Here is a 23,655-nt window from a genome sequence, read left to right as displayed (position 1 = left end):
CTCATAAGGATGCTGGGCCTTAAGCCCGTGTCGCCCCCGGTTTCCACAGCACCTCGCCGCCGCTCGCCGCCGCGACGTGGCGGGCCATCACGAACAGATGGTCCGACAGGCGATTGAGATAGGCCAGCGCATGAGGGTTGAGCGGCTCTTCCTCGCCGAGCGCGACGGTCCAGCGCTCGGCCCGGCGCACGGTGGCCCGGGCCAGGTGGAGCGCGGCGACGGCGCGGCTTCCGGCGGGCAGGATGAAGCTCGTGAGCGGGGCAAGCTTAGCGTTCATCGCGTCGATCTCCGCCTCCAGCCGCTTGACCTGCGGCGCGACGATCCGCAGCGCGCCTTCCATCTCACCGGGCGTGGCGAGATCGGCGCCAAGGTCGAACATCTCGTTCTGGATCCGGCCGAGCGCGGCCCCGGCCTCACCGTCCACCTCGGCAATGGCGAGGCCGAGCGCGCTGTTCGCTTCGTCCACTTCGCCGATCGCATGCATCCGCGCGGACGCCTTGCTGACCCGGCTGCCGTCGACCAGACCCGACTGACCCTGGTCGCCGGTGCGGGTGTAGATGCGGTTGAGCTTGACCAAGGATCAGCGGCCCGCGCTGGCAAGCAGCATGATGATAGCGGCGATGAAGATCGCAATGCCCTGGTAGAGCACACGCTTGCGCATCCATTGCTGCTGCTGTTGCTGGTTGCCGACCTTCCCTGACGCCATGGAAAGAACGCCGCGGATGAGGACATAAGCGGTTGCCGCCATGGCGACCACCAGCGCGATGATGAGGAGGATGTTCATAACCTCGCCTACTTAAGGCAGGCCGAGACGATAACCAGTAGGCAGATTGCCCATGGTCAGCGCCGTGACGAGCGCGCGCCCGTCGACACCCGCCTCGCGCATCGCCTGCAAGGTCGGCGCCTCGTCGCGCTTGGCGAGGCGGCGGCCGTCCTCATGCGTGACGAGCGGGTGGTGGAGATAGGTCGGTTCGGGAAGCCCCAGCAGCGTCTGGAGCAAGCGCTGCACCGGCGTCGAGGGACGCAGGTCGGCGCCGCGCACCACCAGGCTTACCCCGCTCTCCGCATCGTCCACCACGCAGGCGAGATGGTAGGAGGACGGCGCGTCCTTGCGGGCAAGGATCGCGTCGCCGATCATGTCCGGCGTGCCCTGGTGCAGGCTTCCGTCCTGCTCGCGCCAGCCCGGCACGCCGCCGGCGCGGGCGATCGCCTGTGCCGAATCGAGCCGCCAGCTGTGCGGGGTCGACGTGCGGCGCTCCGGATCGTCGGGCAGGGCGCGGCAGGTCCCGGCGTAGGCACTCCCGGCATCGCCATGCGGGGCCGTCAGTGACGCCGCGATGTCGGCCCGGGTGCAGAAGCAGGGATAGACCAGCCCCATCTCCTTAAGCCCCTCGAGCGCGGCGGCGTAGAGGTGCGTGCGCTGCGACTGGACTATCGGCTCCCCGTCGGGGGCGAGTCCGAGCCAGTCGAGATCCTCCCTTATCCCTTCGACGAATTCGGGCCGGGCGCGGCCGGGATCGAGGTCCTCGATCCGCAAGAGCCAGCGTGTCCCAAGGCGGCGGCCGAGCGCGGCGCTGTAGGCGTGGCCCAGATGCAGCCGGCCGGTCGGGGAGGGCGCGAACCTTGTGATCACTTCCGTGCGTTGGCCTCTTGACGGTGAATCGGCAACTTGCGATTCATCATGCTGTCACACCGGCTTGGCATCCGGTGCGTCACAAGGGAAGCGGCCGAAAACGGTCTCTCCTCCTTGCGTGCGACGAGGGCCTGGAGAGGTGCGTTCGGCAGGACCGAACGGAGACCTGCGCGCTCGTGTATCATCCCGACCTCATCCGCCACCCGGACAGCTGTCCCGCTTTGGTGCTGAACGCCGACTATACCCCTTTGTCCTATTATCCGTTGAGCCTGTGGCCGTGGCAGACCGCGGTGAAGGCAATGTTCCTCGAACGGGTGGACGTCATCGCCCACTACGAGCGCGAGGTGCACAGCCCCAACCATACGCTGAAGCTGCCGAGCGTCATCGCGCTCCGGCAGTTCGTGCGGCCGAGCGAGCATCCGGCCTTCACACGGTTCAACCTGTTCCTGCGCGACCGCTTCCGCTGCGTTTATTGCGGGTCGGGCCGGGAGCTGACCTTCGACCATGTCATCCCGCGCGCACAGGGCGGGCGGACGACGTGGGAAAATGTCGCCACCGCCTGCGCGCCGTGCAACCTCAAGAAAGGCGGCCGGACCCCGCGGCAGGCAGGCATGCACATCGTGCGCTGGCCGGAGCGCCCGACCAGCTGGCAATTGCAGGACCATGGCCGCGCGTTCCCGCCGGGCTATCTGCACGAGAGCTGGCGCGACTATCTCTACTGGGACGTGGAGCTGGACGCTTGAGCTTTGTCCGATTCCTGTACGGATTACTGGTGGTCTTAACCGGCCTCGTCATTGTTTTCCTGCAGGCGTTCGGAGGCTGGAACAAGGAACTGACCTGGCGGGACTACAGTGGGCCTGCGATCATGGTTCTCCTTTGTATCGGCGGCTTTTTCTGGTTGCGCCGCCAGGAAGTTTAAGACTTCGTTTACCATTTCCCTTCACCTTCGCGGGACTATGGCTCCGCCTGTCTCCTCCGCCCGCCCGCGCCTCCTCGTGGTGTCGCCCAATCGTTCACACCTGGCGCTGCTCGCCAAGCGGCTTGGGGCCGAGGGTTACAGCATCGTCACGGCAAGCGACGGGCGCGCTGCGCTGGGTGAACTTCACCGCTCGCCGATCGACCTTGTCCTTGCGGAATTAGTGATGGAGCCGATGAGCGGGCCCGAGCTGACCCGCGCCATCCGCGAGCAGACCGCCTTTTCCGAAGTGCCGGTGATGCTGATCGCCAGCCGGGCCGAGGCCGACCCCGCCGTTCGCGCCTTTGCCGCCGGGGCGGAGGACGTGATCCTCAAGCCCTTCCACTTCGAAGTGCTGGTCGCGCGCATCGAACGCCGCCGCACCGCTGCCCGGCAGATTGCCGCGCTCAAGGCCGACATGGAGGCGATGGACGCCCGCGCGGCGATGAAGGCGATCGAGCTCGGTGAGCTTAAGGACCGGATGTACGCGCTCGAAGCCGAAAAGCGGCGCGTCTCGGCCTAGAGGTCCGCCAGCGCCTCGCGCACCTTGTTGGCCAGCTCCGGCTGCTGCAGCGCGAGCTTCAGTGTCGCCAGCACGTACCCGGCCTTGTCGCCGCAATCGTGCCGCACCGCATCCACCTTGACGGCATGGAACGGCTGGCGCCCGATCAGCTTGGCCATCGCGTCGGTCAGCTGGATTTCCCCGCCCGCGCCCGGCTCCTGCTCGTCGAGCACCGCCATGACTTCTGGCTGGAGGATGTAGCGGCCGATCACCCCGAGGCGCGACGGGGCGACTTCGGGAGCGGGCTTCTCGACCAGGCCCTTGACCTCGGTAAGGTTGCCGTCGCTGCTGCCCGGCGTGACGATGCCATAGCTGGCCGTCTTCTCGGGCGCGACTTCCTCGGCGCAGACGATGTTGCCGCCGACCTGGTTGTAGGCATCGACCATCTGCTTGAGCGCGCCCGGGCTGCCGGCCATCAGATCGTCGGGAAGGAGCACCGCGAACGGCTCGTCGCCGACCACGTGGCGCGCGCACCAGACCGCGTGGCCAAGACCGAGCGGCTGCTGCTGGCGGACGCTGATCAGTTCGCCATAGTCCGCGCGGCTGAGTTCGAGCACCGCCAGGCTCTTGCCCTTGGCGCGCATGGTCGCCTCGAGCTCGAACGAGACGTCGAAATAATCGACCAGGCTCGACTTGCCGCGGCCGGTCACGAAGATGAGCTGCTCGATCCCGGCCTCGCGCGCTTCGTCGACCGCATATTGGATGAGCGGACGGTCGATCACCGTCAGCATTTCCTTGGGCATGGTCTTGGTTGCGGGAAGAAGGCGGGTGCCGAGCCCGGCGACCGGGAAAACGGCCTTGCGGACGGGCTTGAAGGTCTGGCTCGGCGGATTGCTCACTGCGGCTCCTGCACTCGGGTCTGGTTGTTGTTCGGCGTAGCGCTGCTGTCGCCTTCCGGTTCCGCCGGTGCGTCGGCGCCGCTCGGCGGCGGCAGGTCGAAGCGGTCGGGCCGGCGCGGTTCGGACCGGCGCAGGATCTCGTCCACGCGGACCGGGCGCGCGATCGCGGGCGGCGTCAGCAATTGCTCGGGAGTAGGCGTCACCACCGCCATCTTGGGCTTGACCGGCAGCGGCGAGCCGGGCGGCGGGCGAAGGTCACCGACCTTGCCGCATGCCGCGAGGCCAAGCGCAAGCGCGATGGGCCAAAGCCCAAGCTTGTGCGGAGCGCCGTTCGCGGCCAAGCGCCTTGTCATGCGTGCTCTCTTCCTCGCCGCGATTGCCGCGGCCTTGCTGACCGCCGGCTGCGATAGGCAAGCTTCGACCCAAAGTGAACCCTCGGCCGACGCCGCGCAGCCGGGCGGCCCGGGCCTCGACCGCAGCCAGGCGGGCAAGCCGATGCCGGCGGTCGCGGTCAAGGACGGTGACGGCGAGGAGACCAGCCTCGCAGCGATCGCGGGGGGCAAGCCGCTGCTGGTCAACCTGTGGGCGACCTGGTGCGCGCCCTGCGTCAAGGAATTGCCGACCCTCGATGCCTTGGCCGACAAGGGCGGCGGGCCGCAGGTGATCGCGGTCAGCCAGGACACCAGCACCCCGGACAAGGTCCGCGCCTTCCTCGAAGAGAAGAAGGTCGGGCTGGAAGCCTATCAGGATAGCGAGATGGCGCTGTCGGCGGGGCTTGGCGCGCAGATCCTCCCGACCACCATCCTCTACGGATCGGACGGCAAGGAAGTGTGGCGCTACTCCGGCGAAGTCGACTGGACCGGCGACAAGGCGGCGGAGCTGCTGCGGCAGGCGCGCTAGCGGTCAGCCGTGCGGCTTCTGCGCCGCTGCAGCGTCGATCGCCCGGGCCTCCCTCTTCCGCAGGACCCGCCAGTCCCTGACCGGGTAACCCGCCGCTGTCATGCACTGCGCGGTCGCGGCCTTGATCGCCTTTTCCTTTTTCGTCTTCTTGATCTTGCTGAGCCCCCAGGCACCGCCGACCAGGGCGATCGGCGCGGCGATGATGGTCGCGCCGACTGCCGCCGCGGCACCGCCATAGGTCGCATAGGTGCCCGCGGTCGCCGCTCCCACCGCCAGGCTCGCGCCCGTTCCCGCGGCTGCCCCGGCGGCGGCCGAGCCGAACCGCCCGGTGCGCTGGTCGGTACGCGCCGCCACCTCCGCCCGGCACCGCATCCACGCCGCATCGAAGGCTTGCGGATCGCTTGCCGGGGCGGCGAGCTGCGGCGCGAAGGATCGCGGCCGCGATGAACAGGCCGAACAGGCCAGGGCTGCGGACAGGACCAGGAATGCGGCGATGCTACGCATGACTCGATTTCCCCCTTCGAAAAGCGAACAAGGGGAAGTTACGCCTGTTTCTGGCTGCGGGACAGGCCCGAAGATCAGGGCAGCTTGCTGCGCACCGTCACCCGCTTCGGACCACTGATATGCCAGATGTCGCCAAAGTCCTCGTGGACGAGCGGGGCGGGGCGGGGGCCGCCGAGGCCGTCCACGATATCGGGCACGGTATTGCTATGGCCGACGACCAGCACCGTGCCCTTGGACGCCAGCACCTGTGCGATCAGCGCGGGCGTGTCCCTGGGATCGTAGGTCAGCACCGCCGCGCGGTAGCGGCGGGCGGTCGGCGCGGCGGTGTCGCGCGCGCGGTCGGTATCGCTGACGAGGATAGTCTGCGGCGGATCGCGCTCGAGCCATGCCGCGAGGCGCTCGGCCGCGGCACGGCCTTCGGGAGTCAGCTGCGCATTGGCGACCCCGGCCGGCGTATGGAGGTGGCGCACGACATAGATGTTGGGCACCGGCCGCCCGCCAAGGGTCGCGCAGCCCGCCAGGGCCAGCAGCAGCAGGGCGATCAGCGCGCGGGTCACCGGGTCAGTCCCGCAGCAATTCGTTGATCCCGGTCTTGGACCGGGTCTTCTCGTCGACCGTCTTGACGATCACCGCGCAGGCGAGGCTCGGGCCGCCATTGGCGCTCGGCAAGGTGCCGGGCACCACCACCGAATAGGCCGGAACGCGGCCATAGCTGATCGCCCCGCTCGCGCGATCGACGATCTTGGTCGAAGCGCCGAGGAACACCCCCATCGAAATCACGCTGCCGCGCTCGACCACCACGCCTTCGGCCACTTCGCTGCGCGCGCCGATGAAGCAGTCGTCCTCGATGATCACCGGCCCGGCCTGGAGCGGCTCCAGCACGCCGCCGATCCCCGTCCCGCCCGAGATGTGGACGTTGCGGCCGATCTGCGCGCAGCTGCCAACCGTCGCCCAGGTGTCGATCATCGTCCCCTCGCCGACATAGGCGCCAAGGTTGACGAAGCTCGGCATCAGCACTGCGCCCGGCGCGATATAGGCACCCCGGCGGACGATCGCCCCCGGCACCGCGCGAAACCCGCGGGTCGCGAATTCCTGTGCGTCCCAGCCTTCGAACTTGCTTGGCACCTTGTCCCACCAGTGCGATCCCCCCGGGCCGCCCGGGATCGGCGCCATCGGCGTCAGGCGAAAGCTCAGGAGCACCGCCTTCTTGAGCCATTGGTTGACCTGCCACCCGCCGTCGGCGCTGGGCTCGGCCACGCGGACCGTGCCCGCATCCAGCATTCCGAGCGCCCATTCGACCGGTTGGCGGGCCTCCATCGGAGCGTCGGGCCCAAGGCTGTCGCGCTTCTCCCACAGGGCATCGATGATCGGTTCAAGTTCGTTGTTGGCGTTCACGCGGCGTCTCCGAGCAGCTCGTCCAGCCACTCGGCGACATCCGCAACGCGGACATCGACGTGGCCAGGGTCGGCGTCGTGATTGCCATGCTCGGAGCCATTGTCCACCCATACGGTCGTCATTCCGAGCGCCTTCGCCGGCCTGAGGTTCTGCGCCATGTCCTCGACCATGCAGGCGGTGGTCGGGTCGATTCCGAATTGCGTGCAGAGCAGGTCGTAGCCGTGGCGATTGGGCTTGGGGATCAGGTCGGCGGCGATGATGTCGTGGAGGTGCTCGAACTGATCGTGGATTCCGATCCGCTCCAGCACCTTCAGCGCATAGGGCGCATTGCCGTTGGTGAAAACGAACTTGCGCCCCGGAAGCCGGCCGAGCCCCGCCCGCAGGCGCGGGTTGGCGCCGACCCGGTCGAGCGGAATGTCGTGGACGTCGGCGAGGAAGTCATGCGGGTCCACCGCATGCTCCTTCATCAGCCCGGCCAGAGTAGTGCCATGGGTCCGGAAATGATATTTCTGGATCCGCTTCGCTTCGGCCGCCTCGCAGCCGAGAAGGCGCTGGATATAGGCTCCCATGCGCTCGTCGATGAGGGCGAACAGGCCCGTCGATGCCGGGTACAGGCAATTGTCGAGATCGAAGATCCAGCTGTCGATCTTGTCGAACGGAGGAGGGAGCTTGGCGAGGACGAAATCGGCCATGATAGTCAACCGCTTAACAGGTTCCATCCGTCAGCAAAGGGAAAGGATATATTGAGTAAGTCGTGCTACTGAAAGTTGAGCGAATCTAACGGTTTGTGAAGGGCAGCGAATGGCAAAGGCGCTTTTGGGATCGGCCGCAACCCTGGCCATGCTGGGTCTGTCCGCCTGTGGTGGCGGCGGATCGGGCGGCGGGGTGGTGTCCACGCCTGCTCCCCCGGTCAGCGCCGCGCCGACGACTCCGACCACCCCGACGACTCCAGCACCGACGCCGCCACCGCCGACCACCACCGCGGTCAATTACGACACCGCCGAATATCAATATTCCAACGCGCCGGTGATTTCGAAGGCGATCGCCGCCTACAACGCCGGAGCGACCGGCAAGGGCGTCAAGGCGGCGGTCATCGACAGCGGGATCAATCCCGACATGGCCGAACTTGCCGGTCGGATCGATCCGGCCAGCCGTGACGTCACCTTTTCCGGCCGCGCGCTGGCCGACGAAAGCGGCCATGGCTCGGCCGTGGCGGCGGTGATCGCGGCCGCGCGCGACGGCAAGGAAATCCATGGCATGGCGTTCGACGCCACCATCATCGCTCTGCGCGCCGACAATGCGGGAAGCTGCACCACCACCACCGGCGACAATCCGGGCTGCAAATTCTCCGATGGCAGCATCGCCCGCGGGGTCGACGCTGCGGTCGCGGCCGGGGCGCGGGTCATCAACCTGTCGCTGGGCGGTTCGACCCCCGGGACGACCCTCCTCAACGCGATGGCCCGGGCGGTGGATGCGGGCACGGTGATCGTGATCTCGGCCGGCAACGACGGCAAGGACGCGACCAAGGGCATGACCGCGGATGCCTTTGCGGCAGTGCCGGCCTCCAACTTTCCGAAGAACGTCATCATCGCGGGATCGATCGGCGTCCGCGATTCGAGCGGCGTGCTAGTCAGCACCGATCAACTGTCGGACTTCAGCAATCGTGCGGGCAGCAGCGCGAACAATTTCCTCGGCGCCCTCGGCACGGGTGTCCGGACCATCAACAATAACGAGCAGACGGTCCGCTACAGCGGCACCAGCTTTTCCGCTCCGACCATCAGCGGTGCGGTGGCCCTTCTCGCCTCGGCCTTTCCCAACCTCACCGGCGCGCAGATCGTCGAAATCCTGTTCCGCAGTGCCGACGATCTTGGCGATACCGGGACCGACGCCATCTTCGGCCGCGGCCGGCTGAACGTCGAACGGGCGTTCCAGCCGATCGGCACGCTATCGGTGGCCGGAAGCTCGACCCCGGCCTCGGGCACCGGCTCGGACGCCCCTCCGGCGGCGGGCGACGCATCGGGAACGGGTCTCGGCGCGGTGATCCTCGATGGATATTCGCGGGCCTTCGCAGTCGATCTTGCCCGCACGCTGCGGAGCGCACCGCGATCCGAACCGTTGCGCCGCGCGATCACCGGCACCGTCCGCGCGGGCGGCGTCGGCGCCGGACCGCTGAGCGTGATGATGACCGTCGCCGAGCGCAACGACGGCAAGGGCTTCCTCCTTACCCAGAATGGCGTGGGTCCCGAAGACCTGCGCAAGGCGCGACTGGTGGCCGGGTCGGCGGTTGCCAAGATCGACCGCAAGACCGCGCTCGCCTTTGGTTTCGCGGAAGGCGCCAAGGCGATGGAGCGCCGCCTGTCGGGCGTCAGCGCCGGATCGTTCCTGATCGCGCGCGATGTCGCCGGAACGCCGGGCTTCGACGCGGCGCGAGGCTCGTCGATGGCGCTTCGGCGCGACCTTGGCTTTGCCGGCCTGACCGTCTCGGGCGAAACCGGCGAGGTCGTAAACGAGCAGCGCACCCGCGCCTTCGGGTCGCCCTATCGCTGGACTGCAGCGACGCTCGACCGCCGCCTTGGCCGCACCTGGCTGTCGGTCGGCTACGGTCGACTGGAAGAAGAACGCAGCCTGCTTGGCGGGCGGATGGACAGCCTGCTTGGTGGCGGCGGTGCGGCGACCAATTTCCTCGACCTCGAGGCCCGGCGGACGCTCGGCAGCGGGTGGAGCGCCGGGGTCACCGCTCGGCGCGGCTGGACCCGTTTTGCCGGGGGCAGCTTCACCACCGGCGCCTACGCCGCCGACCTCGCGGCCGACGGATTGCTCACCAGCGACGACCGGTTCGGACTGCGCCTGTCGCAGCCGCTGCGGATCGACAGCGGCGGCTTTGCGATGAGCCTGCCGACCTCGTTCGATTATGCGAGCATGAACCCAGGTTTCAGCATCGTGCGATCGAGCCTCGTGCCGCAGGGCCGCGAACTCGACGCGGAAATGAGCTATGGCCGCCGCTTCCTCGGCACCGGCTGGATCAGTGGCAACCTGTTCGCGCGGCGCCAGCCCGGGCATATTGCCGCCGCTTCCGCCGACAAGGGTGCGGCGCTCCGAATTTCGCTCGATTTTTGAGCGGGTTTAACGGGGCCGCAATACCCGCCGGCTAGTTGTCGTGGGCATGGATGCAGAAGCCCACGACAGTGCCGCCGCCAAGCGCGAGCGGATCAAGGCGATCAGTCGCACGGTGCACAGCATCCCGGTCGAGGAAGGTGGCCAGCTGCGCCCGCCGCGGCCCGCACCCGAACCCTTGGCGAAGGAGGAGCGCCGGGTCATGCGCGGTGCCGTCGCCCTTGGCGGGTTCGGTGCGCTCGCGCTCGGCTTTGCCGCCGGCCTGTTCGCAGGCCGCCGCCGCTAGGGAGCGGTCCGGACCGCGTTCCAGTTGAACAGGAACTTGCGCTGCTCGGCCCAGGTCTGGCCTTCGGCGCGCTCGCCGACCAGGCAGACCGAACTGTGATAAGGACCGACCCCGTCCGTCGTCCGGAAACTGGCGCATAAGCGGCCCCGCGCACGCTTCCAGCGTCCGGCCTGTATCTCGCTGTTGTAGAAACTTCCGGAGACGGTGCCGTCCGCATTGAGCGTCAGGTCCATCGGCTGGGTGTAGGGCTTGCCCGGCTCGCTCGACAGGTCGACCGTCCATTTCCCATCGAGCGTGGCGGGGGCTTGAGCGGCGGAGAAGGCGAGGGCGAGAAAGGACAGCATTCCTCCATGCTGTCATCACGAGCGTCGCGAAGCAATCCGGGCCGCGTTGCGTGCCGATGGATTGCTTCATCGCCGCGCTCCTCGCAATGACTGGGCAGGGCAAGGGGGAAGAAGCGATGGCGCAGCGGTGGGGGTTGTGGGGCGGACTGGCGCTGTTCGTGGCATTGCTGCTGCTTCCCGCGCCGGCCGGAATGCCGCTCACCGCCTGGCGCGTCGTCGCCTTGTCCGCCCTGATGGCCGCGTGGTGGATGACGCAGGCGCTGCCATTAACCGCGACGGCCTTGCTGCCCTTCCTGCTCCTTCCCGCGTTCGGCGTGATGAACGCGACCGATGCGGCGGCAACCTATTACAGCCCGATCCTGTTCCTCGTGCTGGGCGGCGCGATCCTCGCCCTTGCGATCGAACGCACGGGCCTTCACCGCCGGCTGGCGCTGGCCATCGTCCAGCGCGGCGGCGCGACTCCGGCAGCGATGCTGTTCGCCTTCATGATCGCCACCGCCATCATTTCGACGATCGTCAGCAACACCGCGACGACCCTTATCATGATGCCGATCGCGCTGGCCGTGCTGCGCGCCGCGCGGATCGAGCCGGGGGAGACGGGCGGCTTTGCCGGCGCGCTCGCCATGGGGATCGCCTTTTCGGCTTCGATCGGCGGGCTTGCGACCCTGGTCGGATCGCCGACCAACGCCATCGCCGCCGGCATCATCGAACGGACCACGGGGCTGCGGATCGACTTCCTCACCTGGGCGAGCTTCGGCGTTCCCCTGGTGCTGATGGCGATCCCGCTGTGCTGGCTGATCCTGATGCGGGTGCAGAAGGTCGCCCCGACCGACTTCAACGCCGAGGAGGCGCTGGCGGCGATCGGCGATGCTGGCCCGTGGACCGGGGCGGAGCGGCGGCTGGTGCCGGTGATCCTGCTTACCGTCGCCGCCTGGGTCGCCTTGCCGCTGATCGCCGATCGCCTGCCCAAGGACGTGCTGGTCGACGGGACGGTGGCCGTCGCGGCCGCGCTGCTGCTGTTCGTCATCCCCGACGGGACCGGTCGTCCGCTGCTGACCTGGAAGGAAGCCAATCGCGCGCCGTGGGACGTGATCATGCTGTTCGGCGGCGGATTGGCGCTGGCGGCCGGGATCGGGGCGAGCGGGCTCGACAGCTGGCTGAGCACGGCGCTGGCGCCGCTCCAGGACGTGCATCCGCTGGTGGTCGCGCTGGTGCTGGTCGCGCTGGTGGTGGTAATCACCGAATTCGCCAGCAACGTCGCCGCCGCCTCGGGCATCATCCCGGTGGTCGCCGGGATCATCGCCGCCACCGGCATCGATCCGATCCTGCTCGCGTTGCCCGCGGCGTGGGCGGCAAGCTGGGGCTTCATGTTGCCGAGCGGGACGGGGCCCAATGCCATCGCCTGGGCCAGCGGTCATATCGCGCTGCCGCGGATGCTGAAGGCGGGCGCGCTACTGGACCTTGCCGGCGTTCCGCTGCTAGTCGGAACCGTCTGGCTGCTCGGCCCGCTGCTGGGTTAGCTCAGCGCCCGCCGGTGCGATCGAGGTAGGCGTTCAACTCGGTGATTTCGCGCTCCTGTGCGGTGATGATCTCGCGCGCCATCCGGCGCAGCCCCGGGTCCTTGCCGCGCCCAAGCTCGATCCGCGCCATGTCGATCGCACCCTGGTGATGGGCAATCATCATGCGCGCGAAATCGCGGTCCTGGTCGCCGGTGACGGTGGGCATCGTCATTCCGGGCATGGCTTGCGACGCGGGGCGGCCATCCTCCGACGCCATCGGCGGGACGTTGCTTCCGCAGGCCGCGAGCAGCAGTGAAGCAAAAGCGAAGGGGACAAACCGCATGTGACGCAAGTCGTGCGGCGCCCGCGAAAGCGCAACCTCGGCTTTCGCCGGTGGCCCGGCTGGGCTAGGGCGCGCGCATGGAAAATGAAGCACAGATAAGCGGCGTGCCCGCTTCGCGCCGCCCCAAGAAGAGCCCGACCGCGATTGGCAACCACCAGCTGTCCCCAGAATCGATGATGATGGGCTACGGCTTCGACCCGGCGCTGTCGGAAGGCAGCCTGAAGCCGCCGGTGTTCCTCACCTCGACCTTCGTGTTCGAGACCGCCGCCCACGGCAAGCGCTTCTTCGAAGGCATCACCGGCAAGCGCCCCGGCGGCGCCGATGGCCTCGTCTATTCGCGCTTCAACGGGCCCAACCAGGAGATCCTCGAGGCCCGCCTCAAGCTGTGGGAGGAAGCCGAGGAAGCGCTGACCTTCTCGAGCGGCATGTCGGCCATCGCCACCCTGCTGCTGACCTTCTGCCGCCCGGGCGACGTGATCGTTCATTCGGGCCCGCTCTACGCCGCAACCGAGACGATGATCGCCAAGATCCTCGGCCAGTTCGGGATCAGCTGGCTCGACTTCCCGAGCGGCGCGACCGGCGAGGAGATCGCCGCGGTGATCGATGCCGCCAAGGCCAAGGGCCGGGTCGCAATGATCTACCTCGAAAGCCCCGCCAACCCGACCAACCAGCTGGTCGATGTCGAGGCGGTGCGGGCCGCCCGCGACGCGGCGTTCGGCGCCGATGCGCGCCCGCCGATCGCGATCGACAACACCTTCCTCGGGCCGCTGTGGGCCAAGCCGCTGGCTCAGGGCGCCGACGTCAGCGTCTACAGCCTGACCAAATATGCCGGCGGGCACAGCGACCTCGTCGCCGGTGGCCTCGTCGGCGCCAAGCGCTTCCTCGATCCGGTGCGCATGATGCGCAACACCATCGGCACCATCCTCGATCCCAACACCGCCTGGATGCTCCTGCGCAGCCTCGAAACGCTCGAGCTGCGCATGAGCCGCGCGGGCGAGAATGCGGTCAAGGTGTGCGAATATCTCCGCACCCACGAGAAGGTGGAAAGCGTCGGCTACCTCGGCTTCCTCGAGGAAGGAAGCCGCCAGGCCGACATCTTCAAGCGCCATTGCACCGGCGCGGGCTCGACCTTCTCGCTCTACCTCAAGGGCGGCGAGAAGGAGGCGTTCGCCTTCCTCGACAATCTGACGATCGCCCATCTGGCGGTCAGCCTCGGCGGGACCGAGACGCTGGCCAGCGCGCCGGCGGCGATGACCCACCTCAGCGTGCCCGACGAACGCAAGCAGGCGCTCGGCATCACCGACAATCTGGTGCGCATCAGCATCGGCGTCGAAAATGCCGACGACCTGATCGCCGACTTCGAAAACGCGCTTCGGGCCGTCTGACGTTCACCTGCGGCGGCTCGATCGGGCCGCCGCCGTTCCTGTCAGCCAAGCGTCCGGCAATACCAGCAGTTGAGCGAGAAGCGGAACTGCTCGAACCGGTTGCCGGGGCAGCTGACGGGCCGCACCTCGTGCGGGGCCCAGGACGGGAAGGCGACCAGCAAATTCTGGGCCGGCTCGACGTCGACATGGGTGCGATCATTATCGTCGTCCTCGGGGGTCGGCCCGAAGGAAAACAGCCTCAGCTCCCCGCCCGAAAATGCCTTGGGCTCGACGTGGAAATAATAGACCGCGCTCAACACCCGGTCCTCACCCGGCTTCGCGCCGACCGGGTGGCGGCCGCGCCCGACCTGGATATCGGTGTGCGGCCGGAAATAGGCGCCGTCGCCATGCGCCGCGAGCTCGAGCTCGAGCGAGGTCGGCGGCGGGCCGGCGGTCCCGGTATCCGCCATCAGTCGCGGAAGCGCGTCCAGCATCCGTTCCCGCAGCATGGGTTCGAGGCCCCCCAGCTTGGCCGTCGTCAGGCTGATCCGGCGGGTCGGATCGACCTTCGATTCGTGAGTAATGGTGGCGGGGCGGAACAGCTCCTTCGCTGAAATCACCCAGTCGAGCAGCGCGCGATGTTCGTGCCCGGCAAGGAAGTCCGGGACCCGCACGACGGGCGGCAACGGTAGCTCAAATGCTGTCACGCCCGCCTGCTCCCTTGCCGTTTGCCAATCCTCAGCCCCAATCCTCGACCGCCCAGCCGCGCCGTCCCGCAAGGTCGCGAAGCTTGCCGTGCGGGTTCACCGCGACCGCTTCGTCGGCCCATTCGAAGACCGGCGCGTCGGTGACATGGTCGCTGTAGAAACGGACATGGCCGTGCTTGCCGGTCAGGCCCGATTTCTCGACCCAGTCGGCGATCATCCGGAGCTTGGCCTCGCCATAGCAATTCTCCCCGTCGATGCGCGACAGCAGCCGCTCGTCGAGGCCGAGCATCGCACCGGTACCGATGACGTCGTCGAAGCCGAGTCGGTCGGCGATGGCGGCGGCGTAGAAGCGGTAGCTCGCCGTCGCCATGACGATGCGGCGACCCTCAGCCCGGTCGCGGGCAATGGCGGCGCGCGCTCCGGGCCGAATGTTGTGGGCGACTTCGGCGTCGGCAAAGCTGTCGACCAGCAGCTTCAGCTCGGTGGTGCGGATGCTCCGCCCGAGGAGCAATGCGTGGTTGATCTCCTTCAGCCGCGCCCGCGTGATGAGCTTTGCGACATAGGCCAGCATCGACCCCACCACGATTGGCAGGAACACGAGCCGCCACGGCGCGCGCCGGATCGCGCAATGCAGCAGGAAATTGGTGTAGGTCGGCCGCCGGGTGACGGTCCGGTCCATGTCGTAGATCGCCAGGTCCAATGTCTATGTCCGTCTTGTCAGGCGCGGCCGGCGAGGATGTCGTTGACGAGGGTGTAGTCCGCCGGCTTGTCGACATCGATGGCGGCGGTGGGATCGCTGAGCACGATGCCCTTGATGACGATGCCGAGGCTTCGGCTGAGGCCGCGGGCGGTGGCGTCGAGGTCTCGGACCCGAAGCACCGCGCCAAGGAACAGGGGCAGCCCCATCTGCAGCAGCACGCGCCAGCCCTTCTTGCGGTCCTGTTCGACCGCGCGCCAGCGCTCGATGCCGATGCGGGCGGCGCGCGTTCGCAGCGCGAACAGGTTGGCGCCGCTGTAGCGTTCCTGCCCGAAGCGAAGCCAGGTCCGCTGCGCGTCGGGAAAGCGGGTCAGCATGTTGGAGCGGCTGACGAAGCCGATCGAGATATCGCACTCGGCCGAGCCGGCGATGAACTCCCGCACCATCGCAGGGGTGAGGAGGGCATGGTCGGCGGCGGTCACCAGCAGCGGGAAGCGGGTGGCTGGATCGGCGCAGATCCGCTGCATGGTGGCGGCGATGGTCTGGTCAGAAGGTTCGACCGTCACCCGCGGGTCGGAGGGCATGAGGGCGGCGAGGCGATCGACCTGCTGGGTCAGCACCCGGACCGCCGCGACATGCTCGACGGCGAGCAGAGCCCGGAGCGGCCGAAGCAGCATCGGCTCGCCTTCGATCGGAAGCAGCGGCTTGTAGTCGACGCCAAGGCTTTGCGTCAGCGCGTCCCCGCCCGGCCGTGCGCCGGCCAGCAGCAGCACGGTCCATTGTTCGGGGCCGGTCGCGGCGCGGTCGGCCGTCACGACTGGTCGAGCCAGCTGGTGATCGGACGGCCGCGCGCCGCCTGTCCCTCGGCCTGCGCCAGGCGCACCATGTGGAAGATCAGGCTCAGCACCGACCACAGGGCGACCAGCTCGATCCCGAGATCGGGGCGGGCGATTGCCAGTGCCGCGACGAGGATCACCATGTTGGGATTGCGCCGGGCGGTGATAAGCCGGAACCGGCTGTCGATCGCGCGCCAGACGTGGATGTGCATCTTGAAGCGCCAGACGAAGATGCCCTCGATGATACGGCCGAGGACATAGGTGCCGACGATGACCGCAAGGAGGCCGCCCTTGTAGACTTCCTCGAGCTGGTGTCCCGCAGCGCCAAGGCCGTGCAGCCAGGCCCACCACCAGAAGGGCGGATGGATGAGATCGACCCCGTGGTCGAGGATATCGCCCCACCTGCTCGACTGGCCGGTGCAGCGGGCAAGCTTCCCGTCGACGGTGTCGAGCACCATGAACACGAAGCCGGTCGCGACGCCGGTCCAATAGTCGCCGTTCCAGAATGCCCAGAAGGCGGCGAGGCAAAACAGGATGCCGATCAGCGACACCTGGTTGGGGGTCATCCGGGCCTCGGCCGCCCAGCGGGTCAGCCAGAAGGCCGGGCGCCGCCAAAGGTAAAGCGTCAGGAGATCGGTCACGCCCTTGTAGGACGCATCGTACAGCGCGCGCTCGACCGGCAGCGGATCGCCCGGGTCGAGCGGCATGACGAACGGCCGGTCGCGCTTGCGCAGCAGCGCATAGCTCAGCGTCGCGGTGCGCGCATCGATCGGGGTCAGGCCGGCCGGATCGAAGCCGTCGCGCACCGTTCCCGCTTCAAGGTGCATCATCACTGCCTTGCCGTCGAGCAGCAGCGCCGAGCCGGGGTGGCTCTTCAGTTCCGACAGCCAGGCGGGGTCCCAGGCGTAGGCCATGTCGGCGACGATCCTGGCGCGCGCGCTGTCGTCGCTGGCGGCGGGGACCAGCCCGGCCTTGGCGGCCACCTGCTCGGCGCGCGTCCGGGCGGTCCGGCCGAACAGGCGCACCGGGGGATCGCCGACGGCGACGAACTGGACTGCGGCGGGGGAGGCGGGAGCATCGGCCATGAGGGTCAAGGTTCGGCAAAGCCCGAAATGCTGGCAAGAACAAGGCAGATTTGACGGCCAGGGCCAAAGCGCAAGGGGAGAGCGGTGATTGTAATGGACCCGAAACGCTTTTGCTCGCGTTAACTCAGCGATGCTTGCCCATCCCCCGCTTTACAGGCATGTCGCCGATTAATGGCCTCGGCGGCGCTGCCTGATACGGACACTCACGTCTTCGCGCCCATGGGTGCGTTGACCATTGCACGCGCCGGTTCGATCCAGCGCGAAATCGATGCGCGCCCCGACCCGGTGGCGATCGACCTGTCTGGGGTCGAACGGATCGACACCGTCGGCGCCTGGCTGATCCATCGCACCGTCCGCGACCGCGGCGCCGAAGTGACCGGCGCCAGCGATGACGTCGCCAAGCTGCTCGACCAGGTCGCCCAGGCCGACAGGCCTGGCGACGTCCGGCGGCCCAAGAAGATCGGTGCGGTCGGCGAGCTTGGCCACTGGGTGATGGAGGCCGGACGGACCTTCACCGGCCTGCTCGGCTTCTTCGGTGCGACGCTGATCGGGCTGGTGGCGGTGATCACCCATCCCAGGCGCTTCCGCTACAATGCCCTGGTCCAGCAGTTCGACGTGGTCGGCGTGCGCGCGCTCGGGATCATCGGCCTGATGAGCTTTCTCATCGGCATCGTCATCGGCCAGCAGGGCGCGGTCCAGCTCCAGCAGTTCGGGGCCGAGGTCTACACCATCAACCTCATCGGCCGGATCACCGTGCGCGAACTGGGGCCGCTGATGACCGCGATCATGGTTGCCGGCCGTTCGGGCTCGGCCTTCGCGGCGCAGATCGGGACCATGAAGATCACCGAGGAAGTCGACGCGATGCGCACCATCGGCGTGTCGCCGGTCGAAGCGCTGGTCGTGCCACGCATCCTCGCCACCATCTTCATCATGCCGCTGCTCGCCTTCTGGGCGATGCTGACCGCGATCATCGGCGGCGGCGTGTTCTGCTGGATCGGGCTGGAGATCCCGCCGCTCACCTACATCCAGCGGATCGCGGAAGTGGTTCCGGCGACCGACGTTTGGGTCGGCCTCATCAAGGCGCCGGTGTTCGGCTTCATCATCGCGCTGGCCGGCTGCTTTCAGGGGATGCTGGTCGCCAACGATTCCGAACAGGTGGGGCTCAAGACCACCGCGGCGGTGGTCCAGTCGATCTTCCTGGTGATCGTGCTCGACGCGGTGTTCGCGGTGTTCTTCAGCTCGGTAGGGTGGATCTGATGGATTCCTCCCCCATCCTCCCCGACGACGAAATCCCGATCATTCGCGTGCGCGGGCTCGAGAATCGGTTCGGCGATCAGATCGTCCACCAGGACCTCGACCTCGATGTGCGGCGGGGCGAGATCATCGGCGTGGTCGGCGGGTCGGGGACCGGCAAGTCGGTGCTGATGCGCTCGATCATCGGCCTCCAGCGCCCGACCGCGGGCGAGATCGAGGTGCTCGGCGAGAACATGATCGACCGGCCCGAGGACGAGGCCAAGAACATCCGCCGTCGCTGGGGCATCCTGTTCCAGAACGGGGCCCTGTTCTCGACGCTGACCGTGGCCGAAAACGTGCAGGTCCCGATCCGCGAATATTTTCCTTTCATCAAGCAGCCGCTGCTCGACGAGATCGCGAGCTACAAGATCGTCATGTCCGGGCTGCCCGAAACGGCCGGCTCGAAGTTTCCGAGCGAGCTGTCGGGCGGGATGCGCAAGCGCGCCGGGTTGGCGCGGGCGCTGGCGCTCGACCCCGAGCTCCTGTTCCTCGACGAACCGACCGCGGGCCTCGACCCGATCGGTGCGCAGGCCTTCGACCAGCTGATCAAGGGTCTGCAAGAGCGGCTCGACCTGACGGTGTTCCTCATCACCCACGACCTCGACAGCCTGTACGCCATCTGCGACCGGGTCGCGGTGCTGGCCGATCAGAAAGTGATCGCGGTCGACACGATCGATCGGCTGCTCAAGCTCGATCACCCCTGGATCCAGGAATATTTCAACGGACCGCGCGGCCGCGCGGCAGCGGCATAGCGAGAAGAGATGGAAACCCGATCGAACCAGGTGCTGGTCGGCACCGTCGTCCTGGCTCTGCTGGTGGGGCTGTTGTTCTTCACGGTGTGGATCGTGGGGCTCAACACCGAGAAGCGGAAATGCTTCGACGTCTATTTCAGCCAGGGCGTCGGCGGCCTCAATCGCGGGTCGAACGTCAGCTTCGCGGGCGTTCCGGTGGGCCAGATCACCAAGATCTCGCTGCTGCCCGATCGTCCGGAATTCGTGTGGGTGCGGATCGAGGTCGATGATTCGACGCCAGTGCTGCAGGGCACGACAGCCCAGATCAAGGGCGTCGGCTTTACCGGCGTTTCGGAAGTGCAGCTGGACGGCGCGGTCAAGGGCGCGCGGCCGCTGACCCAGCTGGGGCCGCAGGGCTGCCCGGTGGTGCCGAGCTCGTCCGGCGGGCTTGGCGCGTTGCTCAATTCGGCACCGGAACTGCTTGAGCGCATTCAGCGCCTGACCGAGCGGCTGACCGAGCTGCTGAGCGATCGCAACCAGAATGCGATCAGCGACATCCTCGAGAATATCGACAAGACCTCGAAGGTGCTGGCCGACCGCGCGCCCGAACTGGGCGACACGATGGCCGAAGCCCGCATCGCCGCGCGCAATGCCGGGATCGCCGCCGACCGCGTCGCCCGCCTGGCCGAAAGCTCGAACCAGCTGGTCCAGCAGGATATCCGGCCCGCCACGCAGAACCTCCAGAAGTCGATGGAGTCGATCCAGCGGACCACCGCCAACATCGACACCCTGGTCAACGATGCCCGCCCCGGCGTCCAGAATTTGACCAAGTCGACCCTTCCCGAGGTCAACCGCCTGATCCGCGACCTGCGCGACCTGACCTCCAACCTCGAGGGCGTTTCCTCGCGGCTCGAACAGGGCGGCGCCGGCAGCCTGCTCGGCGCGCCCAAGCTCCCCGATCACAAAGCTGGAAAGTCCCGCTGATGCGCTTGCTCCTCCCCCTTGCCGCCGCATTGATGCTCGCGGGCTGCTTTGGCGGCGCCAAGGTCCCGCCGACCCTGCTGACCCTGACTCCGAGCGCGGCCGAAGCCAGCTTCGACCGGACCGCCGCGGCAGGCGAAGCGGTGACGATCGAACTGCCGATCGCGGCCAAGGAAATCCGCCAGGTCCGGATGCCGGTGCTCGAAGCTCCGGGCCAGGTCACCTACGTCAAGGATGTCCAGTATCTCGAAACGCCCGACCGCCTGTTCCAGCAGCTGCTGAGCGAGACCATCCGGCGCACCACCAACCGCGTGGTGATCGATCCCAAGCAGACCGGCATCGACCCGGGCACCCGCGTCTCGGGCATCCTCCAGCGCTTCGGCCAGGACATGGCGAGCGGCCGCGTGATCGTCACCTATGACGCGACCGCAACCCGCGGCGCCACGGTGCAGACCCGGCGCTTCACCGCCAGCGCGCCCGCGGACGGCACCGCGGCGACGGTCGGCCCCGCGATCAACGCCGCCGCCAACGACGTCGCGCTGCAGGTCGCCCGCTGGATCGGCGGCTGATGACCGTCGTCCCGGCGAAGGCCGGGACCTCGATCGGCTAGGGCGCACAGGTGCAAGGGGGCTGGGTCTATATCCTGACCAATAAGCCGCACGGCGTCCTCTATACGGGAGTGACCGCCAATCTGGGCGAGCGCCTGGCTCGGCACCTCAGCGGCGTCGGCTCGCAATTCGCCAAACGCTACAATTGCTCGCTGCTGGTGTTCGCTGAGCGACACTCCGACATCGTCGAAGCCATCCACCGCGAGAAATGCATCAAGGAGTGGCCGCGGCTATGGAAGTTGCGGCTGATCCATGAGCGCAATCCCGAGTGGCGCAATCTGGCCGACCAGCTTCACCTCGCCTGAGGTCCCGGCCTTCGCCGGGACGACGCTTATCCCAAACTCTTGCTTGCCAGTTCGAACACGTCCTTGCTGAGCCCCGGCTCGGCGAGGATGCGTTGCAGCGCGGCGCGCATCCTGGCGGCGCGGCCCGGCTCGATCTTCCGCCACCGGCCGAGCGGCGCGACGAACCGCGCAGCCGTCTGGGGGTTGAGCTTGTCGGCCGCGACGATCACCTCGGCCAGCCAGTCGTAACCCTTGCCATCGGCGCGGTGGAATGCGCTCGGGGTGCCGGCGAAGCTGCCGGCGAGCGCGCGCAGCCGGTTCGGGTTGGCGAGCGTGAAGGCAGGGTGCTGCTGCAGCGCCTCGACCACATGCAGATTGCTCTCGTCCGGCACCGACGCCTGCACCGCGAACCACTTGTCGATGACCAGCGGATCGTCCTCGAAACGCGTAAAGAAGTCGTCCAGCGCCTTGCCCGACGCATCGGTCCCCAGCATCGCCAGCACCATCAGCGCCGACTGCCGTTCGGTCATCGTCCGCGCCGCTTCATATTGCTGCTGCCCAAGGCTCGCACCGAGCTTGGCATCGCCGGCTGCGATCAAGGCCAGTGTCGCCGCGCGAAGGCGGCGAAGGCCCTTGTCCGCGCCCGACAGGCTGGTCGGATCGGCCGCGCTTGCAGCAGTATAGGCGCGCTGGAGATCCTCGCCGAGGCGCGTCCCGATCGCCCGGCGCACCTCCTCGCGCACCTCGTGGACGCGCGCCGGATCGGCTGCATCGAGCTTCTCGATCAGCAGGCTTTCACCCGGTAACGCAATGGCGTCGGCCTTGAAAGCAGGGTCGAGCGACTGGCTGCGTAGCGTCGCGCCGACCGCGGCGACGATCGCCTCGACCTCCACCGCGCCGCCGTTCCTGATTGCCGCCAGCATGTCGCGGGTCATCAGTTCCTGTCCGGCCTCGAACCGGGCAAAGCTGTCGCTGTCGCCCGCCGCCAACGCCTCGATCTCGCCGGGCTTGCGCACCGCGTCGACCAGGACGGGAGCCGAGAAACCGCGATTGATCGACAGGAAGGCAGGCTCGCCAACCGTGCCGAGGTCGACCGTCTGCTCGCCTTCGGTCAGCAGTACCAGTTGCTCCGCCGCCACCTCGCGACCGCTCTCGGCCCCGATCAGCGCGACCCGCAAGGGGATCACCATCGGCTGCTTGTCCGACTGACCCGGGGTCGGCGGGACCTGCTGCGCAAGGTGCAGCGTCGTGCCCTCGCCGTCCTGTTCCAGCCGCGCCTGCACGGTCGGCGTCCCGGCCTGCGAATACCACAGCCTGAACTGCTTGAGATCGACTCCGCTCGCATCCTCCATCGCGCGCACGAAATCCTCGCAGGTCACGGCCTGCCCGTCGTGCCGCTCGAAATAAAGGTCGGTGCCCTTGCGATAGGCCTCGGGTCCCAGGATCGTCCGCATCATGCGGATCACCTCGGCCCCCTTGTTGTACACCGTCGCGGTGTAGAAATTCGCGATCTCGAGATAGCTGTCGGGGCGGATCGGGTGGGCCAGCGGGCCGGCGTCCTCGGGGAATTGCGCGGCGCGCAGGGTGCGGACCTGGTCGATCCGCTGCACCGCCGCGCTGCCCATGTCCTCGCTGAAGCCCTGGTCACGGAAGACCGTCAGACCCTCCTTCAGGCTCAGCTGGAACCAGTCGCGGCAGGTGACCCGGTTGCCCGACCAGTTGTGGAAATATTCGTGCGCGACCACCGCCGCGACCGCGTCGATGTCGCCGTCGGTCGCGGTTTCCGGATCGGCCAGCACGTAACGGGTGTTGAAGATGTTGAGGCCCTTGTTCTCCATCGCCCCGAAATTGAAGTCACTGACCGCGACGATGTTGAATCGATCGAGGTCATATTCGCGGCCATAAGTCCGCTCGTCCCAGGCGAAGCTGTCCTTCAGCGCCTGCATCGCCAGCGCGGTCTTGGAGAGGTCGGCCTCGCGCACCCAGATACCGAGCTCGACCTCGCGGCCGCTCATCGTCGTGAAGCTGTCGCGGTTGCACTGGAGGTCGCCGGCGACGAGCGCGAACAGGTAGCAGGGCTTGGGGAAGGGATCTTCCCACAGCGCGAAATGGCGGCCGTCCGCCGCATCGCCCTGCTCGATCGGATTGCCGTTCGCCAGCAGGACCGGGAAGCGCGCCTTGTCGGCCTCGAGCCGCACGCGGTAGCGGCTCAGTACGTCCGGCCGGTCGGCAAAGTAGGTGATGCGGCGAAAGCCCTCGGCTTCGCACTGGGTGCAGAGGATCCCGCCCGAAGCGTACAGGCCCATCAGCTGGCTGTTCTTCTCGGGCGCGATCGCGACGTCGGTTTCGATCACGGCCGAGCTGCCTGGGAGGTCGACCACCAGCCGCCCGTCCTCGAACCTCGCCTCGCGCGCTTCGCCATCGACCCGCAGCGCCAGCAGCTCCAGCTCCTCGCCGTCGAGGCGGAGCGGGCGATCATGCTCGCCGTTGCGGGTGACGCTCAGCCGCGCGCGGACGATCGTGCGCGCCGGGTCGAGGTCGAACGCCAGCTCCACCTCGGGCACCAGCCAGTCGGGCGCGCGATAATCCTCGCGGCGGATGACGGGCGGAGCGGGTGCGGCAGCGGCGGCCTCGAGGCCGGAGCGGATATCGAGCATGGGGAAGGACTTAGTCGCCGCACCCGCCTCAAGACAAC

General features: G+C 67.8%; 29 protein-coding genes. 13 read left to right on the top strand and 16 right to left on the bottom strand.

Annotated elements, in window-relative coordinates:
- Window positions 1-19: 19 nt before the first annotated feature.
- The 3 genes from ABD729_RS01505 to gluQRS are packed head-to-tail and all read right to left on the bottom strand — an operon-like array spanning window position 20 to window position 1,633.
- Complete coding sequence (locus ABD729_RS01505; RefSeq protein WP_344708390.1) at window positions 20-577, bottom strand: cob(I)yrinic acid a,c-diamide adenosyltransferase; 558 nt, start codon at window positions 575-577, stop codon at window positions 20-22.
- Between the two features lie 3 nt (window positions 578-580).
- Entirely contained in the window at window positions 581-784 is a 204-nt protein-coding gene (locus tag ABD729_RS01500) for an HIG1 domain-containing protein (protein ID WP_344708389.1), read from the bottom strand.
- Window positions 785-796: 12 nt separating this feature from the next.
- A complete protein-coding gene (gluQRS, locus tag ABD729_RS01495; protein ID WP_344708388.1) occupies window positions 797-1,633 on the bottom strand; it encodes a tRNA glutamyl-Q(34) synthetase GluQRS in 837 nt (278 codons plus the stop codon).
- A gap of 176 nt (window positions 1,634-1,809) precedes the next feature.
- Here gluQRS and ABD729_RS01490 point away from each other — a divergent pair, with 176 nt between their 5' ends.
- The 3 genes from ABD729_RS01490 to ABD729_RS01480 are packed head-to-tail and all read left to right on the top strand — an operon-like array spanning window position 1,810 to window position 3,111.
- Window positions 1,810-2,376 carry an HNH endonuclease gene (locus ABD729_RS01490; RefSeq protein WP_344708386.1) on the top strand — a complete coding sequence of 189 codons (567 nt, stop codon included), beginning with the start codon at window positions 1,810-1,812 and terminating at the stop codon, window positions 2,374-2,376.
- Window positions 2,373-2,552, top strand: a complete 180-nt coding sequence (locus tag ABD729_RS01485; RefSeq protein WP_344708385.1) for a hypothetical protein — start codon at window positions 2,373-2,375, stop codon at window positions 2,550-2,552. Before ABD729_RS01490 ends, ABD729_RS01485 begins: the two co-directional genes overlap by 4 nt.
- A gap of 37 nt (window positions 2,553-2,589) precedes the next feature.
- Window positions 2,590-3,111, top strand: a complete 522-nt coding sequence (locus ABD729_RS01480; RefSeq protein WP_344708384.1) for a response regulator — start codon at window positions 2,590-2,592, stop codon at window positions 3,109-3,111.
- On the opposite strand, the gene galU is transcribed toward ABD729_RS01480, so the two are convergent.
- Window positions 3,108-3,989: a UTP--glucose-1-phosphate uridylyltransferase GalU gene (gene galU / locus ABD729_RS01475; RefSeq protein ID WP_344708383.1), complete on the bottom strand. Its 882-nt coding sequence runs from the start codon at window positions 3,987-3,989 to the stop codon at window positions 3,108-3,110. The two genes, ABD729_RS01480 and galU, sit on opposite strands and share 4 nt — an antisense overlap.
- Complete coding sequence (locus ABD729_RS01470; RefSeq protein WP_344708381.1) at window positions 3,986-4,342, bottom strand: hypothetical protein; 357 nt, start codon at window positions 4,340-4,342, stop codon at window positions 3,986-3,988. Before ABD729_RS01470 ends, galU begins: the two co-directional genes overlap by 4 nt.
- On the opposite strand from ABD729_RS01470, the gene ABD729_RS01465 reads away from it, so the two are divergent.
- Entirely contained in the window at window positions 4,341-4,889 is a 549-nt protein-coding gene (locus ABD729_RS01465) for a TlpA family protein disulfide reductase (protein ID WP_344708380.1), read from the top strand. The genes ABD729_RS01470 and ABD729_RS01465 overlap by 2 nt on opposite strands.
- A gap of 3 nt (window positions 4,890-4,892) precedes the next feature.
- Here ABD729_RS01465 and ABD729_RS01460 read toward each other — a convergent pair whose 3' ends face one another.
- From ABD729_RS01460 to ABD729_RS01445, 4 genes are all read right to left on the bottom strand, one after another.
- A complete protein-coding gene (locus tag ABD729_RS01460; RefSeq protein ID WP_344708379.1) occupies window positions 4,893-5,393 on the bottom strand; it encodes a hypothetical protein in 501 nt (166 codons plus the stop codon).
- Between the two features lie 74 nt (window positions 5,394-5,467).
- Window positions 5,468-5,950, bottom strand: coding sequence for a SixA phosphatase family protein (locus ABD729_RS01455; protein ID WP_344708378.1), 483 nt, complete (start codon window positions 5,948-5,950; stop codon window positions 5,468-5,470).
- A 4-nt stretch (window positions 5,951-5,954) separates the two neighbouring features.
- Window positions 5,955-6,788 (bottom strand): 2,3,4,5-tetrahydropyridine-2,6-dicarboxylate N-succinyltransferase, encoded by an 834-nt coding sequence (gene dapD, locus ABD729_RS01450; RefSeq protein ID WP_344708377.1) that lies wholly within the window; start codon window positions 6,786-6,788, stop codon window positions 5,955-5,957.
- Entirely contained in the window at window positions 6,785-7,480 is a 696-nt protein-coding gene (locus ABD729_RS01445) for a pyrimidine 5'-nucleotidase (protein WP_344708376.1), read from the bottom strand. The genes dapD and ABD729_RS01445 overlap by 4 nt, the downstream gene beginning before the upstream one ends.
- A gap of 109 nt (window positions 7,481-7,589) precedes the next feature.
- On the opposite strand from ABD729_RS01445, the gene ABD729_RS01440 reads away from it, so the two are divergent.
- Both ABD729_RS01440 and ABD729_RS01435 read left to right on the top strand, forming a co-directional pair.
- Complete coding sequence (locus tag ABD729_RS01440; protein WP_344708375.1) at window positions 7,590-9,905, top strand: S8 family peptidase; 2,316 nt, start codon at window positions 7,590-7,592, stop codon at window positions 9,903-9,905.
- 46 nt (window positions 9,906-9,951) lie between these two features.
- Window positions 9,952-10,188, top strand: a complete 237-nt coding sequence (locus ABD729_RS01435; RefSeq protein WP_344708374.1) for a hypothetical protein — start codon at window positions 9,952-9,954, stop codon at window positions 10,186-10,188.
- On the opposite strand, the gene ABD729_RS01430 is transcribed toward ABD729_RS01435, so the two are convergent.
- Window positions 10,185-10,532 (bottom strand): hypothetical protein, encoded by a 348-nt coding sequence (locus ABD729_RS01430; RefSeq protein ID WP_344708373.1) that lies wholly within the window; start codon window positions 10,530-10,532, stop codon window positions 10,185-10,187. The two genes, ABD729_RS01435 and ABD729_RS01430, sit on opposite strands and share 4 nt — an antisense overlap.
- Before the next feature lie 116 nt (window positions 10,533-10,648).
- On the opposite strand from ABD729_RS01430, the gene ABD729_RS01425 reads away from it, so the two are divergent.
- On the top strand, window positions 10,649-12,052 hold the full coding sequence (locus ABD729_RS01425) for an SLC13 family permease (RefSeq protein ID WP_344709612.1): 1,404 nt from the start codon (window positions 10,649-10,651) through the stop codon (window positions 12,050-12,052).
- Window position 12,053: 1 nt separating this feature from the next.
- Here the strand turns inward: ABD729_RS01425 and ABD729_RS01420 are convergent, their stop codons facing one another.
- The gene (locus ABD729_RS01420) at window positions 12,054-12,374 is read right to left on the bottom strand and encodes a DUF305 domain-containing protein (protein WP_344708372.1); all 321 of its coding nucleotides are present in this window, start codon (window positions 12,372-12,374) and stop codon (window positions 12,054-12,056) included.
- Between the two features lie 77 nt (window positions 12,375-12,451).
- Between ABD729_RS01420 and ABD729_RS01415 the strand changes: the two genes are divergently transcribed.
- Window positions 12,452-13,759 (top strand): cystathionine gamma-synthase family protein, encoded by a 1,308-nt coding sequence (locus ABD729_RS01415; protein ID WP_344708371.1) that lies wholly within the window; start codon window positions 12,452-12,454, stop codon window positions 13,757-13,759.
- A gap of 41 nt (window positions 13,760-13,800) precedes the next feature.
- Here the strand turns inward: ABD729_RS01415 and ABD729_RS01410 are convergent, their stop codons facing one another.
- The 4 genes from ABD729_RS01410 to ABD729_RS01395 are packed head-to-tail and all read right to left on the bottom strand — an operon-like array spanning window position 13,801 to window position 17,063.
- Window positions 13,801-14,445 carry a 2OG-Fe(II) oxygenase gene (locus tag ABD729_RS01410; RefSeq protein WP_344708370.1) on the bottom strand — a complete coding sequence of 215 codons (645 nt, stop codon included), beginning with the start codon at window positions 14,443-14,445 and terminating at the stop codon, window positions 13,801-13,803.
- 31 nt (window positions 14,446-14,476) lie between these two features.
- Window positions 14,477-15,145, bottom strand: coding sequence for an HAD family hydrolase (locus ABD729_RS01405; protein ID WP_344708369.1), 669 nt, complete (start codon window positions 15,143-15,145; stop codon window positions 14,477-14,479).
- 17 nt (window positions 15,146-15,162) lie between these two features.
- Window positions 15,163-15,957 carry an NTP transferase domain-containing protein gene (locus tag ABD729_RS01400; protein ID WP_344708368.1) on the bottom strand — a complete coding sequence of 265 codons (795 nt, stop codon included), beginning with the start codon at window positions 15,955-15,957 and terminating at the stop codon, window positions 15,163-15,165.
- Window positions 15,954-17,063, bottom strand: coding sequence for a CDP-alcohol phosphatidyltransferase family protein (locus ABD729_RS01395; protein WP_344708367.1), 1,110 nt, complete (start codon window positions 17,061-17,063; stop codon window positions 15,954-15,956). Before ABD729_RS01395 ends, ABD729_RS01400 begins: the two co-directional genes overlap by 4 nt.
- A 219-nt stretch (window positions 17,064-17,282) precedes the next feature.
- Here ABD729_RS01395 and ABD729_RS01390 point away from each other — a divergent pair, with 219 nt between their 5' ends.
- The 5 genes from ABD729_RS01390 to ABD729_RS01370 are packed head-to-tail and all read left to right on the top strand — an operon-like array spanning window position 17,283 to window position 20,981.
- Window positions 17,283-18,320 (top strand): ABC transporter permease, encoded by a 1,038-nt coding sequence (locus ABD729_RS01390; protein ID WP_344708366.1) that lies wholly within the window; start codon window positions 17,283-17,285, stop codon window positions 18,318-18,320.
- The gene (locus ABD729_RS01385; RefSeq protein WP_344708365.1) at window positions 18,320-19,108 is read left to right on the top strand and encodes an ABC transporter ATP-binding protein; all 789 of its coding nucleotides are present in this window, start codon (window positions 18,320-18,322) and stop codon (window positions 19,106-19,108) included. The genes ABD729_RS01390 and ABD729_RS01385 overlap by 1 nt, the downstream gene beginning before the upstream one ends.
- A 9-nt stretch (window positions 19,109-19,117) precedes the next feature.
- Window positions 19,118-20,071 carry an MlaD family protein gene (locus tag ABD729_RS01380; protein WP_344708364.1) on the top strand — a complete coding sequence of 318 codons (954 nt, stop codon included), beginning with the start codon at window positions 19,118-19,120 and terminating at the stop codon, window positions 20,069-20,071.
- A complete protein-coding gene (locus ABD729_RS01375; RefSeq protein WP_344708363.1) occupies window positions 20,071-20,637 on the top strand; it encodes an ABC-type transport auxiliary lipoprotein family protein in 567 nt (188 codons plus the stop codon). The genes ABD729_RS01380 and ABD729_RS01375 overlap by 1 nt, the downstream gene beginning before the upstream one ends.
- A 50-nt stretch (window positions 20,638-20,687) precedes the next feature.
- Window positions 20,688-20,981 (top strand): GIY-YIG nuclease family protein, encoded by a 294-nt coding sequence (locus tag ABD729_RS01370; RefSeq protein WP_344708362.1) that lies wholly within the window; start codon window positions 20,688-20,690, stop codon window positions 20,979-20,981.
- A gap of 26 nt (window positions 20,982-21,007) precedes the next feature.
- Here the strand turns inward: ABD729_RS01370 and pepN are convergent, their stop codons facing one another.
- On the bottom strand, window positions 21,008-23,617 hold the full coding sequence (pepN, locus tag ABD729_RS01365; protein ID WP_344708361.1) for an aminopeptidase N: 2,610 nt from the start codon (window positions 23,615-23,617) through the stop codon (window positions 21,008-21,010).
- Between the last annotated feature and the right edge of the window lie 38 nt (window positions 23,618-23,655).

The sequence above is a fragment of the Sphingomonas humi genome, from assembly GCF_039536725.1.
In the GTDB taxonomy this organism is placed as follows: domain Bacteria; phylum Pseudomonadota; class Alphaproteobacteria; order Sphingomonadales; family Sphingomonadaceae; genus Sphingomicrobium; species Sphingomicrobium humi.
The sequence above is the reverse complement of the archived record's forward strand: the minus strand, read 5'-3'. Positions and strand labels throughout refer to the sequence as shown.

Excerpts from the sequence above, each read along its gene's own strand:
- ABD729_RS01440 (WP_344708375.1), top strand. The coding sequence starts at position 7,590 with ATGGCAAAGGCGCTTTTGGGATCGGCCGCAACCCTGGCCATGCTGGGT.
- ABD729_RS01480 (WP_344708384.1), top strand. The coding sequence starts at position 2,590 with ATGGCTCCGCCTGTCTCCTCCGCCCGCCCGCGCCTCCTCGTGGTGTCG.
- ABD729_RS01390 (WP_344708366.1), top strand. The coding sequence starts at position 17,283 with ATGGGTGCGTTGACCATTGCACGCGCCGGTTCGATCCAGCGCGAAATC.
- ABD729_RS01470 (WP_344708381.1), bottom strand. The coding sequence starts at position 4,342 with ATGACAAGGCGCTTGGCCGCGAACGGCGCTCCGCACAAGCTTGGGCTT.
- ABD729_RS01420 (WP_344708372.1), bottom strand. The coding sequence starts at position 12,374 with ATGCGGTTTGTCCCCTTCGCTTTTGCTTCACTGCTGCTCGCGGCCTGC.
- ABD729_RS01460 (WP_344708379.1), bottom strand. The coding sequence starts at position 5,393 with ATGCGTAGCATCGCCGCATTCCTGGTCCTGTCCGCAGCCCTGGCCTGT.
- ABD729_RS01395 (WP_344708367.1), bottom strand. The coding sequence starts at position 17,063 with ATGGCCGATGCTCCCGCCTCCCCCGCCGCAGTCCAGTTCGTCGCCGTC.
- ABD729_RS01375 (WP_344708363.1), top strand. The coding sequence starts at position 20,071 with ATGCGCTTGCTCCTCCCCCTTGCCGCCGCATTGATGCTCGCGGGCTGC.
- ABD729_RS01380 (WP_344708364.1), top strand. The coding sequence starts at position 19,118 with ATGGAAACCCGATCGAACCAGGTGCTGGTCGGCACCGTCGTCCTGGCT.
- ABD729_RS01415 (WP_344708371.1), top strand. The coding sequence starts at position 12,452 with ATGGAAAATGAAGCACAGATAAGCGGCGTGCCCGCTTCGCGCCGCCCC.
- ABD729_RS01465 (WP_344708380.1), top strand. The coding sequence starts at position 4,341 with ATGCGTGCTCTCTTCCTCGCCGCGATTGCCGCGGCCTTGCTGACCGCC.
- ABD729_RS01500 (WP_344708389.1), bottom strand. The coding sequence starts at position 784 with ATGAACATCCTCCTCATCATCGCGCTGGTGGTCGCCATGGCGGCAACC.
- ABD729_RS01430 (WP_344708373.1), bottom strand. The coding sequence starts at position 10,532 with ATGCTGTCCTTTCTCGCCCTCGCCTTCTCCGCCGCTCAAGCCCCCGCC.
- ABD729_RS01445 (WP_344708376.1), bottom strand. The coding sequence starts at position 7,480 with ATGGCCGATTTCGTCCTCGCCAAGCTCCCTCCTCCGTTCGACAAGATC.
- pepN (WP_344708361.1), bottom strand. The coding sequence starts at position 23,617 with ATGCTCGATATCCGCTCCGGCCTCGAGGCCGCCGCTGCCGCACCCGCT.
- ABD729_RS01425 (WP_344709612.1), top strand. The coding sequence starts at position 10,649 with ATGGCGCAGCGGTGGGGGTTGTGGGGCGGACTGGCGCTGTTCGTGGCA.
- ABD729_RS01385 (WP_344708365.1), top strand. The coding sequence starts at position 18,320 with ATGGATTCCTCCCCCATCCTCCCCGACGACGAAATCCCGATCATTCGC.
- ABD729_RS01435 (WP_344708374.1), top strand. The coding sequence starts at position 9,952 with ATGGATGCAGAAGCCCACGACAGTGCCGCCGCCAAGCGCGAGCGGATC.